The organism is Psychrobacter lutiphocae DSM 21542 (assembly GCF_000382145.1).
Taxonomy (GTDB): Bacteria; Pseudomonadota; Gammaproteobacteria; order Pseudomonadales; family Moraxellaceae; genus Psychrobacter; species Psychrobacter lutiphocae.
In genome coordinates, this window is the sequence record NZ_KB907645.1 from 1 (window position 1) to 16,579 (window position 16,579).

The following is a 16,579-nucleotide window of genomic DNA, read 5'->3' on the forward strand; positions in this document are numbered from 1 at the left end:
CTTCTTAACCACCGCACAGGTGGCTTAGAAAGATATCATCATGCCGTCATCACTTCAAAATGTCTTAACCACCGCACAGGTGGCTTAGAAAAGTAGTCGCCTCTTTCATCGTCTCATTAAGACCTTAACCACCGCACAGGTGGCTTAGAAATTGTGGGTAAACCGCCTCGATGTTTGCATATACTTAACCACCGCACAGGTGGCTTAGAAGAGTCATAGCTTTCATATAAATTCACATACATTGCTGCAAAGTATTTAGCGACCTCTTCACCATAGTCAGATTGAGCATTTTCTAGCATTGTTACAATATCTGTTTGACCAGTATTATTATCTACACGTATCACGTATGGGCGCACTTCTTTAAACGGAGTTAAAAGTATCAGCGCTACAGCACATACTATCGCTAAAGCACACGCACCAAACGCTACTTTCCAAGCAAGATTTTTGCTTTTTTCTAGTTCATCAACTCTACTTTCCTCAAACTCCTTTGCGGCTTTTACAAAATCATTAGATGCTTGACGAGCTGTTACTTTTTTTGGTTTTTTAGGTTTTTCAATTTCTGTATTTTTTTTCTTTGTCTTAAACAACATCACTAGACTCCTGTTTTTCTTGATCTACTTCTGCTTCTGCTTCTGCTTCAGGAATAAAAACATCAACTCCATCTGTAAAACGCTCAACATTCGCTGGTACAAATCCTTTTTGGTTAATCAAATGCCACTTGCCTTTAGGCATCGTAGGTTGATTCGATGCTGCACAACCAGACAAGCTTATTAAGATGATTGCTGATACTAATAATGATTTCATGTTTACCGCATCACTCTCACTTATTGTTATTATTTAGTGATTGAAATAAATATCTGTATAATGCAAAATTGGATATATATAAAATAATATTCCTGGAGTTAAAATAATGGCTAAGGAAGATAAAGTTATAAAAGTTAAGGTTACAAACATTGATCCTATAGCAGATGGTTTCGCTAGTTATATTAAGTTCGGAATTTATTTCTGTATCTTTATGACCGTTATACCTGCTTTTTTTTACTATCTTCCAAAGATCCTTACTTGGCTTATAGTCGCTTTGATCTTTTTATCACCATTCATTTTGTTATATCTGATTTATAAGGCATTTAAAAAGTTCAACTCTTAATTACCGTCTTTTTCTGGCTTTATCTCGCCGCCTTAACCACCGCACAGGTAGCTTAGAAAAACGAGCGAATCAATTAGTTTTGCTTGCGTTTCTTAACCACCGCACAGGTGGCTTAGAAATTTATCTGCTCTTGGGTCTTGGGTAGGTTCAGCTTAACCACCGCACAGGTGGCTTAGAAATATGCCACCTGATGATATGCCAATGTTTAAAGCTTAACCACCGCACAGGTGGCTTATGAGAGCCGTTAAAAAATTGCACTGCAATTTTAGGCTCGCAAGGGAAATCCTTTAAATAGGATTTCCAAAAGGTCTAACCCCTAGCTAAATTTGATAAAATGAAACCACCGCACAGGTGGCTTAGAAATGCTTTAGCGTGCGTAGGGTGGGTTAGTTTTATAAGCTCTCGTAGAGAGCGCAATGAAAACGTAACCCACCAATTGATTTAAATTGATTTGATTTGCCGTAAAGATTAGATCTGGTGGGTTACGCTACCGCTAACCCACCCTACACAGACCCAACTTTTAACTCTAAGCATTTTGGACGCTGAAAAAAGCAGGTTGGGTTAGTTTTATAAGCTCTCGTAGAGAGTGCAATGAAAACGTAACCCACCGATTGATTTAAATTGTTTAGATTTGTCGTAAAGATTGGGTTTGGTGTTTCGCTGTCGCTAACCGACCTTACTGCTATTCTAAATTTTGGGCGGATGTTATTTCGAAGGTGCGGTTTAGCCCCGACAGTAGCGGTATCCTGCTGATGTCAATGGCGATGCGGACTGTGGCTGGAGGGGGTGTCGAGGTAACAGTAACGCCTCTGGCCACGATAGTCCGCACGCCATTGACGAGGCAGATACAAGCGGATGGCGGGATTGGCTTCATAACTAGCGGTTACAGATAATGCGCAACTTGAAGCAATTTCATGTTAAAATGAGCAATATTTTGTTTTATCCATCCTCTGCATCATCTCTATTACGTTTCTATTACGTTCTCGTGTTTGTTTAATTTATTATCTAGGTTATCCCCATGTCTGCTGAAACCATCGCCCGCACTGCCTTTAAACAAGGCGTGACCCCTTTATACGACTACGATAAGCACTGGGCATCTTGCTACGAGCCTGCGCCTTTTTTGCCGATGAGCCGTGCCGAGATGGACGATCTGGGCTGGGATGCTTGTGATGTGATTATTGTCTCAGGCGATGCTTATGTCGACCATCCAAGCTTTGGGATGGCGATTATTGGTCGTTTGCTTGAGGCGCAGGGCTTTCGTGTGGGTATCATTGCTCAGCCTGATTGGACCAGTAAAGATGCGTTTATGCAACTTGGCAAGCCGGTGTATGCTTATGGGGTGACCGCTGGTAATATGGACAGCATGATTAACCGCTATACCGCAGATCGCCGTATCCGCAGTGATGATGCCTATTCACCAAATAATGTGCCTGATAAACGCCCTGACCGAGCGGCAATTGTGTACAGTCAGCGTTGCCGTGAGGCGTATCCTGATGTGCCTATTATTCTGGGTGGTATTGAGGGCAGTTTGCGCCGTATTGCGCATTATGATTATTGGTCGGATAAGGTGCGCCGTAGTATTTTGCTCGACAGTCGTGCGGATGTGTTGCTGTATGGCAATGCCGAACGGGCGATTGTGGATGTGGTGCATGGGTTGTCAAAGGGCTACACCTTTGAGCAGATGAGTGGCTTGCGTGGGACGGCTTATCTATTGACACCGTCTCGCCGTCACTGGAAGGCGGATATGATTGAGGTGGCCAGTAATGATGTCGATACGGTCGGGCGTGTTGATCCGATTATCAACCCATATGTAATGACCGAAGACTTAGACAGTTGCTCGATTGAACAAGAAAAAGGCAATTCTGAGTCGGCATATAACCAAAGTCAGTCTGCGATGGAAAAGCAGTATAAAGGCTTTGTTGCTGAAAAAGTGGACAATAAAGTGTTAAACGCTGACCAAGTGAATGATGATGTGCAACTGGTCAAAATGGTCGGTCTGGCACCCTCTAACAAAGATCAAACCACCAAACCAAAAACTGCACGTAAGCATAAATTAAAGCTTCCACCACGTGATAAAGCGGTGATTCGTTTGCCTGATTATGAGCAAGTGAAATCTGACCCTGTGCTGTATGCCCATGCCAACCGTATATTACACTTGGAAACCAATCCGGGTAATGCCCGTGCGCTGGTTCAGCGTCATGGCACCGGTGGCGGTAATTCACGCACCGATATTGATGTGTGGCTAAACCCACCACCGATTCCCCTCTCTACCGAAGAGATGGATTATGTGTTTGATTTGCCCTATCAGCGTGTGCCCCATCCAAGCTATGGTGATGCACGTATTCCAGCGTTTGATATGATTAAGTTTTCGGTCAATATCATGCGGGGCTGTTTTGGCGGCTGTACCTTTTGCTCTATCACGGAGCATGAAGGGCGTATTATCCAAAACCGCTCGGAGGAGTCTATCTTACGTGAAGTGGAAGCCATTCGTGATACCGCGCCAAACTTTACGGGGGTTATCTCAGACTTAGGTGGTCCGACAGCCAATATGTACCGCCTAAATTGTAAGGATGAGACCATTGAGAAGCATTGTCGTAAGCCCTCTTGTGTCTATCCAGACATCTGTGAAAACTTACTTACCGACCACAGCAACTTGACCAAGCTATACCGTAAAGCCCGTGATATTAAAGGTATCAAGAAGATCTTAATTGCCTCAGGTCTACGTTATGACTTAGCGGTGAAAGATCCAGAATACGTCAAAGAGTTGGTAACCCATCACGTTGGTGGCTATCTGAAAATTGCACCTGAACATTCTGAAGAAGGCGTATTGTCAAAAATGATGAAGCCGGGCATGGGCTCGTATGATAAGTTTAAACAAATGTTTGAGCAATACAGTCAAGAAGCGGGTAAAGAGCAGTACCTTATTCCGTACTTTATCGCTGCCCATCCGGGTACGACCGATGAAGATATGATGAATCTGGCACTGTGGCTCAAGCGTAATGACTTTAGAACTGACCAAGTTCAGGCCTTCTACCCTAGTCCAATGGCGACAGCAACCACCATGTATCACACCCACAAAGACCCACTGCATAAGGTGACTCGTGAAGGCGGTGATGTCGATATCGTCAAATCAGGCAAGCAGCGTAAATTGCACAAAGCCTTTTTGCGCTATCATGACCCCAAAAACTGGGGCATGCTACGTGCTGCGCTTAAACGCTTGGGCCGTGAAGACTTGATTGGTACCGCACGTCACTGTTTGATTCCACCATTTAACTCACGTCTAGAAGGCGGCGATGCCAAAAACAGCTATCAATCGGCACGCAAGAAAAACAGCCGTGTTGGCTCTGATTCTGCCAAACGTAGAAACAATACGGCCTCGGCTGGCAAGTCAGCGGCCAACAAGCGTTCACACGGTAAACAAGTGAAAAAAGGCAACTTTCAAACTCAGCATACGGGACTACCGCCACGCACGACCAAATAGCGCACCTCGTATGGGCAACAAACGACCAAACGCTTAAAAAATAATACCTTTGCAAAAGGCGTGTTCTTTATTTGATACTATTTTTTATCAGATTAAGAGCACGCCTTTATTATTCTCATCCGCGCTTTGTGTTATATTTAGACGTTTACTAAAAAGATATACTTTAATAAGAGCTTAATTTTATGAATCATTTTTTTCGCAATCGTATTGCCGCCCAGTCCAAGTCATTGTTTGCCCAGTTCTTGTTTGCTCAGCCCAAACAGCTGTCTAAAACTGGCTTATTGGCATTAACCATTGCCATCGCTGGCTGCAACAGCCATAGCACAGAAGCCAACACTCAAGCGAATACAACCCCTGCTGCCAACAAGGCATCCAGCACTATCACAGATGCACAATCTGACCCAGCCGTTGTGGCCGCTTTAGAAGCCAACTTTAAAACCTCAGGCTATGAGCAAAAAATACTCTCGGCCATTCCGACTCAAATGGACGGTATCTACTGGGTAACTGCCGATGGCATGCCTGACTTTTTTAGTGACAAACAAGGCCGTTACGTGATTCAAGGGCATATCGTTGAGATTGGTCAAGCACATCCAGTCGATATCCGCGAAGACTTGGTGGCTGGTATCGCCAAAGAGGCGCTGGCCGCTGTTGATAAAGAGGAGCTGATTATCTACCCTGCCAAAGGTGACACCAAAGCAGTAGTCTACGCCTTTACTGATGCTGACTGCCCTTATTGCACCAAGTTACATTCAGAAATGGCCGATATCAACGCTCAAGGCATTGAGGTGCGCTATTTAGCTTGGCCACGCAACGACGCCAGTGTTCCTAAAATGACTGCCATCTGGTGTAGCGAAGATCGTATCGCTGCAATGGATAAAGCCAAGTCTGATCAACCCGTCTCTGCCCCTGCCTGTGACAGCCCTGTCTTAGCGCATATTGAGCTGGGTAGACGCTTAGGCGTGTCTGGCACACCAGCTATCTTTACGGAGTCTGGTTATCAAATCGGTGGCTACCTACCAGCCAAAGAATTGGCACAAGCAGCGATTGCAAACTAAACTGATATCACAGCCGCAGACCAACATCTGTCAAGGCAGGCTTAACCTGCCACTTACTTTATTCGCCTTGTATTGACTATTCACATCAATACATTGTAAATTAACTTTCTACACCTATATTACATAACGCTTAATAACATAACTGAGGATACCGTGAGTAAATCAATTAAACTGGCTATATTAGGACTGGGCACTGTTGGAACAGGTGTCTTAGACCTACTCAACGATAATCTGGCAGAACTAAAAAGGCGTAGTGGCCACAATATTGTTATCACTCAAGTCGGCACTCGCCGTCAGCGTGATGACATAGACTCTGCTATCGTTCAAAGTAGTGACCTAATGGCCATTGCTGAAAGCGACGATGTGGATATCGTGATTGAAGTCATTGGTGGTATGACGGTTGCCAAAGACGTTATTATCCACGCCATCAAACATGGCAAGCACGTGGTCACCGCTAACAAAGCCTTACTCGCTGAGCATGGTAATGAAATCTTCGCCCTAGCGGATGAGCACAAAGTCCATGTGGCATACGAAGCGGCTGTTGCCGGTGGTATTCCTATCATTAAAGTGATGCGTGAAGCGCTAGCCGCTAACAAAATAGATTGGTTAACCGGCATCATTAACGGCACAGGCAACTTTATTATGTCTGAGATGCGTGACAAAGGTCGTACTTTTGATGATGTCCTAGCCGAAGCACAAGCCCTTGGGTATGCTGAGGCTGATCCTACCTTCGATGTCGAGGGCATTGACGCTGCCCATAAGCTGGCGTTACTGGCGTCTATTGCCTTTGGTATTCCCTTACAGTTTGATAAAGTTTACTGCGAAGGTATTACCAAAATTACCTTACAAGATGTGACTTATGCTGAGGAGTTAGGCTACCGTATTAAGCACTTAGGCTTTGCAGTGCGCCGCTATGAGGATAATACAAGTGATGCGATACAAAAAGCTGTCAGTGGTATTGAGCTGCGTGTACACCCAACCTTAATTCCAGAAAATAAACTACTGGCGAATGTAAATGGCGTTAAAAATGCGGTATTAATTAACTCTCATCCACTAGGTCAAACCCTCTATTATGGCGATGGTGCTGGTGCTGGTGCAACAGCCTCTGCAGTTATGGCAGATGTGATGGATCTTATTCGGGTATTGACGGTCAAAGATGGACACCATGTACCTCACTTAGGATTTATACCAGATCAACTGTCTAACACTCCTATTTTACCCGCAGAAGAAATGGTCACTGGCTACTATTTGCGCCTACAAGCGACAGATACCCTAGGCGTGCTGGCCGATGTGACACGTATCCTAAGTGATGCTGGTATTAATATTGATGCGATATTGCAGAAGCCAGCACATCAAAAAGGTCAAGTACCTATTATCATTTTAACCTTACCCGTTATTGAAAGTCAGATGAATGTCGCCATTAATAAAATAGAAGCATTACAGGCAATCACTGCCGATGTGGTACGCATTCGACTTCATGAACTAGATTAAAAGCATAAGCTAGATTAAAAGAGTGATATCCAATTCTAGCTCTAGGATCTATCATAAAATTAAAAGCAATACGATAAATAAAGTAAGAAATAAGAAACTAAGTAAGAAATAAAGCCAAATAACTTGGGGCTGTATAGCCTCAACCAACAATTACCCAATCAACGTTAAAGGATAATATTATGTCTTCAGATTCAATTGTTATTGTCAGTGGTGCTCGTACGCCTATGGGTGGCTTTCAAGGCGACCTAACTGGAATTAGCGCCCCCAATCTTGGTGCAACTGCCATTAAAGCAGCCGTAGAACGTGCTGGTGTCAAGCCAGAAGAAATTGATGAAGTCATCATGGGTTGTATCTTAACGGCTGGCGTCAAGCAAGGTCCTGCTCGTCAAGCCATGCGCAATGCAGGCATTCCAGACAGTACAGGTGCTGTGACCATTAACAAGCTGTGTGGTTCTGGTCTAAAGGCAGTGATGCAGGCACACGATGCGATTAAAGCAGGCAGTGCTGAGATTATTGTTGCAGGTGGGATGGAGTCAATGACCAATGCGCCTTACATCTTGCCACAAGCACGTCAAGGCTATCGTATGGGGCACAAAGAAGTCAAAGACCATATGTTCTTAGATGGCTTAGAAGATGCGGATACTGGCAAACTAATGGGTCAGTTTGCACAAGAGATGGCCGATAAACGTGGCTATACTCGTGAGCAGATGGATGACTTTGCGATTGAATCATTAAATCGTGCGCTAACTGCCATTAACGACGGTCATTTTAAAAACGAAATCACCCCAGTAACGGTCAAGACGCGTAAGGGTGACGTAGTTGTCGATACCGATGAGCAGCCACCAAAAGCCAATGCTGAGCGTATCCCAACACTACGCCCAGCTTTTGCAAAAGACGGTACCATCACAGCAGCAAACGCCAGCTCAATCTCAGATGGCGCGGCAGCCGTTGTGGTCACTTCTGAGCAAACGGCGAAAGATAAAAGCTTTAATATTGAAGCCCGCATTATTGCTACAGCAACCCATTCACGTCACCCTTCTGAGTTCACTATTGCGCCGATAGGTTCAATCGAGTCTGTACTAGAGAAAGCTGGCTGGTCAGTAGATGATGTCGATCTTTGGGAAATTAACGAAGCCTTTGCCATGGTGACTATGGCTACTATGGATGAGCTTAACATCCCACATGAAAAAGTGAACGTTGAAGGTGGTGCCTGTGCACTAGGTCACCCAGTAGGCTGTTCAGGTGCTCGTATCTTAGTTACCTTAATCAACTCACTAAAACGTACCGGTGGCAAAAAAGGCGTTGCCTCTTTATGTATCGGTGGTGGTGAAGCAGTCGCAGTGGCTATTGAGTTGCCTTAATCGTCTCTGAGTTAAACAAAGCATCTTTGTTTACTAAATGAGTTACCCCAAACAATTAACCAAAGCAAATCACTAGAATTAAAGTTATCATTATCTGGTTACTGTCAAAATTTGGTTACTGTCAAATTAATACCAAAAAACCGATTGATGTACAAAAAATCCCGCTGTCATAGCGGGATTTTTATTGCTTTACTTTAACAGTTTAGACAGCCGTCATCACCCTAAGCAGCAAGCGTAAATCGTTAGATGTTACTGATCTGACTTAGGTTGTGCTTCTACGGGTACTTCCGGCGCAGCAGGCTCTGGCGCAGGCTTCTTAACTGTTGCCTCTGGTTGAGCTTTGTCAGAAACCTCTTTTGGCTCTAATCCCATCTCTAGTGCAGCACCCTCTGTCTCTGCCCTCGCCTCTTCTGCCAATTGCGACTCAGCATCAACCTCATCTAAGTCATCCGCCACAATAATTGGCGTATTATCCTCCGCAGGCTCAGCTGACATCATAACTTCAGGCTCTTCAACTGACTCAGACTCTTTTGGTGTCTCTTTTTGACAGGCAGTTAAACCCATCAAAGTTGCAAATATAGTACTCCATAGCAGAAGCTTGGAAGATTTGTCAGGAATCATAACAGGTATCCTTATATAGTGATACAGTTGCAATATAGTGATACAGTAGCAATTATTATCGTAAAGTATGTGTATATTGTATTTGTTTATCGGCCATAACTCAGGTTATGAAATCAGGTTATGAAATTTTGCCATGACACTGTTTATAACGTAATCCAGAACCACAAGGGCAAGGCGCATTACGACTAATATTTAAATTAGCATAAGGGTTGTCAACATTGTTATCGTTCTGTTGATGCGCTGCACCAGCCATACCCGCAGGTATACCCATATTTGGCTGATTTAATCCAGCTATCTCAGGATCATGGTGACGTTGACCAGTTAAACTATCTAGCTCGTCATGTTCAAACATCATACGCTGACGTTCGGCTTGAGCCAAACGCTCAGCTTCCATCGCCTCTAACTCTTCCTTGGTTGGGATATGGACACGAGACAAATCTTGTACCGTATCTGACTTAATAGCACCAAGCATCATTTGGAATAAATCAAACGACTCACGCTTATACTCTTGTTCTGGGTTTTTTTGTGCATAACCACGTAAGTGAATACCTTTGCGTAGCTGATCCATCTGGGTCAAATGTTCTTTCCAATGGCGATCTAAGCTTTGTAGCATAAAGTGACGCTCAAGCTGAGCGGCGTTCTCTGGTGTCATCAGCTCACGGCGGTGACGATAACGCTCAATGGCGGTGTTGATGATTTTTTCACGCAGCCCCTCTTCGTCTAGCCGGCGATCCTCATCGAGCCAATCATTAATTGGCATATAGTATTTAAATTCGTTTTCTAACTCATCTTCTAAGCCATCAATATTCCATTGATCATCAATAGAGCCTGGCGGTACAAACTGGCTAATCAGTGCATCATACACATCACGATGCATGTCTTCGATAGTCTCTTTAAGATCTGCTTCTGCCAACAAATCATCACGCTGAGCATAGATTACTTTACGTTGTTCATTAGCGACATCATCATATTTAAGCAGGCTCTTACGTGCATCAAAATCACGACTTTCAACTTTACCTTGCGCATTTTCAATGGAGCGTGACACCATTTTGTGCTCAATGGCTTCATCTTCTTTTAGCCCCATTGCACGCATCATATTTACCACACGATCTCCAGCGAAGATACGCATCAAATCATCTTCTAATGACAGGAAGAAACGTGACTGACCAGGGTCGCCTTGACGACCAGCACGACCACGCAGCTGGTTATCAATGCGACGTGACTCATGACGTTCAGAACCAATAATATGCAGGCCACCCGCCTCTAGTACTTGGTCATGGCGTTTTTGCCATGCCTGTCTGAGACGCTCCATTTCTTCTGGACTAACATTTTCTGGATCTGCTATTTGTGCTTGCCAGTTACCGCCTAGGATAATATCGGTACCACGGCCTGCCATGTTAGTGGCAATAGTGACCGCCTTTGGACTACCTGCCTGAGCGATAATCTCAGCTTCACGCTCGTGTTGTTTGGCGTTTAACACATTGTGTTTGATACCAGCTTGGTCCAGTAGATAAGACAACTCTTCACTGGCCTCAATGGTAGCGGTACCAACAAGTACAGGAGCACCTTTGGCTTGAATCTCTTGAATTTCGCGGATAATACCTTTGTATTTACCCAGCTTGGTTAAGAAAATTTGGTCATCTAAATCAATACGGGCAATCGGCTTATGGGTTGGAATTACCACCACATCGATGTCATAAGTCGATTTAAATTCTGCCGCTTCAGTATCCGCCGTACCTGTCATACCCGACAGCTTGTCATACAAGCGGAAGTAGTTCTGGAAGGTGGTGGTTGCCAGTGTTTGGTTTTCTGCCTGAATTTCGACACCTTCTTTTGCCTCTACGGCTTGATGAAGTCCGTCTGACCAGCGGCGACCCGGCATGGTACGACCAGTGTTTTCATCGACGATAATAACTTCACCGTTATCGACAATATAGTGAACGTTTTTCACAAAAATGTGATGCGCACGAATCGCTGCCTGCACGTGTGCCAATAGCGGCAAACGGGTTGGGCTATATAAGCTTTCATTTTCACCCAGCTCACCAACTTCAATCAAAAAAGACTCAATTTTTTCGTAGCCTTTTTCACTAATTTCGATAGAGCGGTTTTTTTCATCAATCCAGAAGTCACCGTCTTTATTTTCTTTGTTGGCTTCTTCGTCAGTTGAACGGGTTAAGCGTGGAATAATGTTGTTAATAAGCGCATAAGTCGCTGATGAGTCATCGGCCTGACCAGAGATAATCAGTGGTGTACGCGCTTCATCAATTAAGATGGAGTCAATTTCATCGATAATACAAAAGTTAAGCGGGCGCTGCTTTTTTTCTTCTAAGCTAAACACCATATTATCACGCAGATAATCGAATCCGTACTCGTTATTGGTACCGTAAGTAATGTCCGCCTGATAGGCTTCCACTTTTTCATACGGTGGCTGCTGCGAGTAGATTACGCCAACCGTTAGACCTAAGAAGTCGAATAATGGGCGGTTTAACTCCGCATCACGGGCGGCTAAGTAATCGTTGACCGTTACAACGTGCACCCCTTTGCCACTAATGGCATTAAGGTAAATTGCTAAGGTGGCCATTAAGGTTTTACCCTCACCGGTACGCATCTCAGCAATTTTGCCCTCATGCAAGGTGATACCACCGATAATCTGAACGTCATAGTGACGCATACCCAGCACACGCTTAGAAGCTTCACGACAGACGGCAAATGCTTCTGGTAACAACGAATCTAAACTTGCGCCTTCATCAAATCGGCTTTTAAACTCTGCCGTCTTTTCCCGAAGCTGTTCATCTGATAAGGCAGAAACTGCCTCTTCTTGAGCATTAACTTTGGCAACAATTTGTCGCATTCGTTTTAGCTCACGATCGTTTTTGGTTCCAATGACGCTTCCGATTATTTTTGACAACATAACTTTATAGACCTACCTTTCGACTTAGTCGCGCATATTCAGGTCGTGCATATTCAGATGCAGACCAAAAAAATTTTTATTTATTATATATGGTAACAGTATTGATAGATACAAGGGCAAAATATTCTATGCAATAATTTTTTCTATTTTCAGCTATTTTTTTTAATTCCTGCGTAATTTTCTTATCTTATCTGCATTTTCCTACTTTATATGCATTAAAACAATCATCATATGCATTAAAACAATCACCACATCAAAAAAATTAGCAGAGCAGATGAAGGCACTCAATTCATGTTAGAATTAGAAAGTTTTATAGTTATAAGACCCTGCTACAAATTACCACAGCACTTGAAATGACTTCAATACACTGAATCATTCAAATAACTTAAAAACCACTTAAACCACTTAATAAACAAACTTGAAGAAATTGAATACACTAAATACGTTGCAACCATCAAAATCACAACCCGACTCCAATCTACTGACCATCGCTGGTAAGGTGTATGACCTGAATAACCATACTCCCATGATGGTACAGTATCTGACGCTAAAGTCACAATACCCGCATGCCTTATTGTTATACCGTATGGGTGATTTTTATGAGTTATTTTTTGATGATGCTTATCGGGCTGCTAACATATTAGAAATCACCCTAACCCGCCGCGGTAATGACAAAGCAGGCAACAATATTGCCATGGCGGGCGTGCCCTTTCATGCCGCCGAAAGCTATATGGCCAGATTGATTGCTGCTGGTGAAACCGTCGTTATCTGTGAGCAAGTCGAAGAAGACAGTACCTCTAGCGAACAAACGCCATCAGACAGCAAGGCTGACAAGGCTGACAAGGCATCACAGACTAAACCTGCCAATACTGCCAAAAAAGGCATCATGCGCCGAGAAGTAGTGAAAACCTTAACCGCTGGTACTTTAACTGATGATGCCCTGATCGCTCCAGATCATACACCAAGCGTGGTGGCTATCGACTTTCAAGTCAGTAGAAATATGCAAGATGCCACCGCTACCCAAGCTAGTAAATGGCAAGTTGGGGTTAGCCAAATGGACATCAACGCTGGCACCATTCGCACTCAAACACTGACTCTCGAAGATCTACTAGGTCAACTGCCTATTAAAACTGATGACACTAAAAACTATCAACAGTGGCTACAACAACGCATCAGTACCGTGTTGACTCGCTTTGCACCAAGTGAAGTCATTATCTCTGAAAATACGGCAGACACTTGGCGCCACTGGTTACAAGATACCCTCTATTGTCCAGTAATCAGCGTGGCGGCCAGTGACTTTCACCCTACGCATGCCACCTCTACTATTTGCCGTCAGTTTAATGTACACACGTTAGAAGGCTTAGGTATTGCCGATAGTCTCGTAGCACAAACCAGTACGGCTGCTTTGATTCATTATGCTCAACAAACGCAACAACGACACACCCCCCAACTGACTGAGCTCATTATCGAGCGTGATACAGACTATCTGATTATTGATGATATCAGTAGCCGTAACCTTGAGCTGTTCGCCCCCGTTAGCCCAACTGGTACTAGCTTGCTAAGCGTGGTCAACCAGTGTCAGACTGCTATGGGCAAGCGCCTATTAAGCAATCAATTAAAGCGACCTCTGCGCCTATCCACAGCTTTAGATACCCTTAGCCTACGCTTAGATGCAATAGACTGGTTTTTCAAACAGCCATCCATAGCCAACTTGACACCACTACAACAGCTATTGCAAAGTATCGCCGATATTGAGCGTATCAGTAGCCGTATAGGTTTGCACAGTGCCAAGCCTCGTGACTTAAGACGCTTGGCTGACAGTATCCACAGCAGTCTGCAACTGGCCGAGGCCTTTGCACCATTAGGACTCATGACAACAGACAGCATAGCAATAAATAACTCTAATACAGATACAGATACAGATACAGATACAGATAGTCTGAACCTAAAACAAACAAATACAAACCAGCCAAGTGATAAGCAACCAACACTGCTGCTGCAATTACTCAGCCATCTACCCCAGCAACAGCCCAAACTGCTGGCAATCGCCGAGCTATTAGATAAAGCCATTGTCGCCGAGCCACCAGCGCATATCCGTGATGGCGGCATGATAGCCACCGGTTATGATGCTGACTTTGATCGCTTGGTGCATTTGCACGACAACATTCAAGATACGCTCGATGCTATGGCGGTCGAAGCACGTGATGCCTACAATTTACCGAGCTTAAAAGTCGGCTTTAACAAAGTCAGCGGCTTTTATTTTGAGCTGCCTAAAGGACAAGCGAGCACCGCACCAAAGGCGTTTATTCGCCGCCAAACCTTAAAAAATAGCGAACGCTTTATCACCGAGCCTCTTAAAAACCTTGAGGTGGAATATCTAGAGGCACAAACCAATGCCCTTGCTCGCGAAAAAGCGCTCTACCAAGCGCTACTGGTGCAACTGAGCGAACAATTGCACCATTTACAGCAATTAAGCGCTACGATTGCTCAAATAGATGTGTTATTAAACTGGGCTATATTGGCCAAAGACAATAACTGGGTGCGCCCTCAGCTTGATGCCACTACCAGCTATCTAGATATCAAGGATGGACGTCACTTAGTAGTTGAAGCCATGAGCCAACCCTCTACCAACACCCAAAATTTGACGGGATCAAGAGGCACTACCTCTTATTTTGTGGCCAATGACTGTCAGCTAGGTACTGCTAAACATCCTGAGCGTATGTTATTAATCACTGGCCCTAACATGGGTGGCAAATCAACCTACATGCGCCAAACAGCTTTAATTGTATTACTGGCCTGTTGTGGCAGCTTTGTGCCAGCATCCCAAGCGCTCATTGGTGATATTGACCGTATTTTTACCCGTATCGGTTCCGCTGATGATTTGGCAGGTGGCAAGTCGACCTTTATGGTAGAAATGATTGAAACCGCACAAATCTTAAACTTAGCCACTCAGCGCTCCTTGGTACTAATGGATGAAGTGGGTCGTGGCACCTCAACCACTGACGGGCTAGCGATTGCTCATGCTTGTGCACAACAGCTGTGCGAACTGGGCAGCTTGACCTTATTTGCCACCCATTATTTTGAATTAACCAAACTTAGCGAACCACTTGACTCACAAACAACACTGGACATTAGAAACGTACATGTCGCCGCCAGCCAAGTAGATGGTCAACTGTTGCTATTACATAAAATAAAAGAAGGTGCTGCCAGCTCAAGCTTTGGCCTCCATGTTGCCAAAATGGCTGGTATCCCCGACCAAGTTTTACTGAATGCCGCCCATTATTTGCAACGCCAAAAGCAGCTAACACAACTTGCTGCTGGGCAACCAGACGATTTTCAACATAACATAATGGCTAATAATGCTAAATTTGATAAAGCTTATGCAAATGCTGACGATAACCAGCCTAATAGCATCAAAATTGACGTGCAACAACCACCACAAGACTATGATGTGGCTATTTTAGATAGTAACACTGATAGCAAGCAAGTTGCTGGATCTGATACAGCTAAGCCTTTAAATATCAAGGATAACGATGTTCAAGCTGCACAAGTAATCCTTGATAAACTCAAACACCTACAACCAGATGAATTAACACCAAGACAAGCACTAGATTTAATTTATGACTTAAAACGTAGCGCCAAACTTGACTGATACGAATTTGTGAAAATTTGATTAACAAGGTAAAATACGTGCCTAAAATCTAATCCCTTACTCCAAACTTACTTATCTTGCTTTTGCTGTTCGTTTAGCCCAAAGCTGATTCACTGTGGTCATTATCTAGTTAGTAACTTATTAGTAACTTAATTAGTAACTTAGTATTAATGTCGTGGTTTTAATACCTTGGTCTTAGTGGCTTGGTGTTAATCGCTTATTAGTCTTAATCGCATAGCCTCTATTAAAGAAGTTATACATTAAAGAACTCAAGCATTAAACGACTTGCTATATAGGTCACCATAATAACCAATCAGCCTGCCAAAACGATTACCCAGCAATGAGATAACTGAAATTATAAAGGTAGCTCGCTATGACATTTGTTGTCACTGATAATTGCATCCGCTGCAAATACACCGATTGTGTTGAAGTCTGCCCTGTGGACTGCTTTTATGAAGGGCCTAACTTCTTGGTCATTCATCCTGATGAATGTATTGACTGTGCTTTGTGTGAGCCAGAATGTCCAGCCAATGCTATTTTTTCCGAAGATGAGGTGCCAAAAGGTCAAGAGGAATTTATCGAGATTAACGCTGAACTGGCTGAAGAGTGGCCAAACATTACTGAAATGAAAGATAAACTGCCTGATGCTGAAAAGTGGGACGGTGTCGAAGGTAAGATCCAGTACTTAGAGCGCTAACTAAGTTGTTGGAGATACAAGCAGCGCTAATGTGCCAAACAAAAAAGCGACTAGATGACGACAGCTTGGTAAAAAACTATTGATGTGTCATGCAGTCGCTTTTGTTTTGCTGAATTTAAATTTTCTACTGAGTTTAAAGCTTTCTACTGAGTTTAAAGTCTTC

The 16,579-nt window shown here is 43.8% G+C and carries 10 protein-coding genes; 6 read left to right on the forward strand and 4 right to left on the reverse strand.

Features of this window, described 5'->3' with window-relative positions:
- Positions 1–116: 116 nt before the first annotated feature.
- Together H140_RS15550 and H140_RS0109395 are read right to left on the reverse strand one after the other, a co-directional pair.
- The gene (locus tag H140_RS15550) at positions 117–590 is read right to left on the reverse strand and encodes a VirB8/TrbF family protein (RefSeq protein ID WP_409371737.1); all 474 of its coding nucleotides are present in this window, start codon (positions 588–590) and stop codon (positions 117–119) included.
- Positions 580–804: a putative periplasmic lipoprotein gene (locus H140_RS0109395; protein WP_019673402.1), complete on the reverse strand. Its 225-nt coding sequence runs from the start codon at positions 802–804 to the stop codon at positions 580–582. Before H140_RS0109395 ends, H140_RS15550 begins: the two co-directional genes overlap by 11 nt.
- Before the next feature lie 1,361 nt (positions 805–2,165).
- Here H140_RS0109395 and H140_RS0109405 point away from each other — a divergent pair.
- From H140_RS0109405 to H140_RS0109420, 4 genes are all read left to right on the forward strand, one after another.
- Positions 2,166–4,628: a YgiQ family radical SAM protein gene (locus H140_RS0109405; RefSeq protein ID WP_019673404.1), complete on the forward strand. Its 2,463-nt coding sequence runs from the start codon at positions 2,166–2,168 to the stop codon at positions 4,626–4,628.
- Between the two features lie 182 nt (positions 4,629–4,810).
- Positions 4,811–5,683: a DsbC family protein gene (locus H140_RS0109410; protein ID WP_019673405.1), complete on the forward strand. Its 873-nt coding sequence runs from the start codon at positions 4,811–4,813 to the stop codon at positions 5,681–5,683.
- 153 nt (positions 5,684–5,836) lie between these two features.
- On the forward strand, positions 5,837–7,174 hold the full coding sequence (locus H140_RS0109415; RefSeq protein WP_019673406.1) for a homoserine dehydrogenase: 1,338 nt from the start codon (positions 5,837–5,839) through the stop codon (positions 7,172–7,174).
- Positions 7,175–7,353: 179 nt separating this feature from the next.
- The gene (locus H140_RS0109420; RefSeq protein ID WP_019673407.1) at positions 7,354–8,535 is read left to right on the forward strand and encodes a thiolase family protein; all 1,182 of its coding nucleotides are present in this window, start codon (positions 7,354–7,356) and stop codon (positions 8,533–8,535) included.
- 249 nt (positions 8,536–8,784) lie between these two features.
- Here the strand turns inward: H140_RS0109420 and H140_RS0109425 are convergent, their stop codons facing one another.
- Positions 8,785–9,156 carry a hypothetical protein gene (locus tag H140_RS0109425; RefSeq protein ID WP_019673408.1) on the reverse strand — a complete coding sequence of 124 codons (372 nt, stop codon included), beginning with the start codon at positions 9,154–9,156 and terminating at the stop codon, positions 8,785–8,787.
- A 118-nt stretch (positions 9,157–9,274) separates the two neighbouring features.
- On the reverse strand, positions 9,275–12,067 hold the full coding sequence (secA, locus tag H140_RS0109430; RefSeq protein WP_019673409.1) for a preprotein translocase subunit SecA: 2,793 nt from the start codon (positions 12,065–12,067) through the stop codon (positions 9,275–9,277).
- Positions 12,068–12,593: 526 nt separating this feature from the next.
- Here secA and mutS point away from each other — a divergent pair.
- Both mutS and fdxA read left to right on the forward strand, forming a co-directional pair.
- Positions 12,594–15,719 carry a DNA mismatch repair protein MutS gene (mutS, locus tag H140_RS0109435; protein ID WP_019673410.1) on the forward strand — a complete coding sequence of 1,042 codons (3,126 nt, stop codon included), beginning with the start codon at positions 12,594–12,596 and terminating at the stop codon, positions 15,717–15,719.
- Between the two features lie 373 nt (positions 15,720–16,092).
- Complete coding sequence (fdxA, locus tag H140_RS0109440) at positions 16,093–16,416, forward strand: ferredoxin FdxA (RefSeq protein WP_019673411.1); 324 nt, start codon at positions 16,093–16,095, stop codon at positions 16,414–16,416.
- Positions 16,417–16,579: the final 163 nt, after the last annotated feature.

Bases quoted from the DNA above. Each gene is read 5' to 3' on its own strand.
- H140_RS15550 (WP_409371737.1), bottom strand. From the start codon at position 590: ATGTTGTTTAAGACAAAGAAAAAAAATACAGAAATTGAAAAACCTAAA.
- H140_RS0109395 (WP_019673402.1), bottom strand. From the start codon at position 804: ATGAAATCATTATTAGTATCAGCAATCATCTTAATAAGCTTGTCTGGT.
- H140_RS0109405 (WP_019673404.1), top strand. From the start codon at position 2,166: ATGTCTGCTGAAACCATCGCCCGCACTGCCTTTAAACAAGGCGTGACC.
- H140_RS0109410 (WP_019673405.1), top strand. From the start codon at position 4,811: ATGAATCATTTTTTTCGCAATCGTATTGCCGCCCAGTCCAAGTCATTG.
- H140_RS0109420 (WP_019673407.1), top strand. From the start codon at position 7,354: ATGTCTTCAGATTCAATTGTTATTGTCAGTGGTGCTCGTACGCCTATG.
- H140_RS0109425 (WP_019673408.1), bottom strand. From the start codon at position 9,156: ATGATTCCTGACAAATCTTCCAAGCTTCTGCTATGGAGTACTATATTT.
- secA (WP_019673409.1), bottom strand. From the start codon at position 12,067: ATGTTGTCAAAAATAATCGGAAGCGTCATTGGAACCAAAAACGATCGT.
- mutS (WP_019673410.1), top strand. From the start codon at position 12,594: ATGATGGTACAGTATCTGACGCTAAAGTCACAATACCCGCATGCCTTA.
- fdxA (WP_019673411.1), top strand. From the start codon at position 16,093: ATGACATTTGTTGTCACTGATAATTGCATCCGCTGCAAATACACCGAT.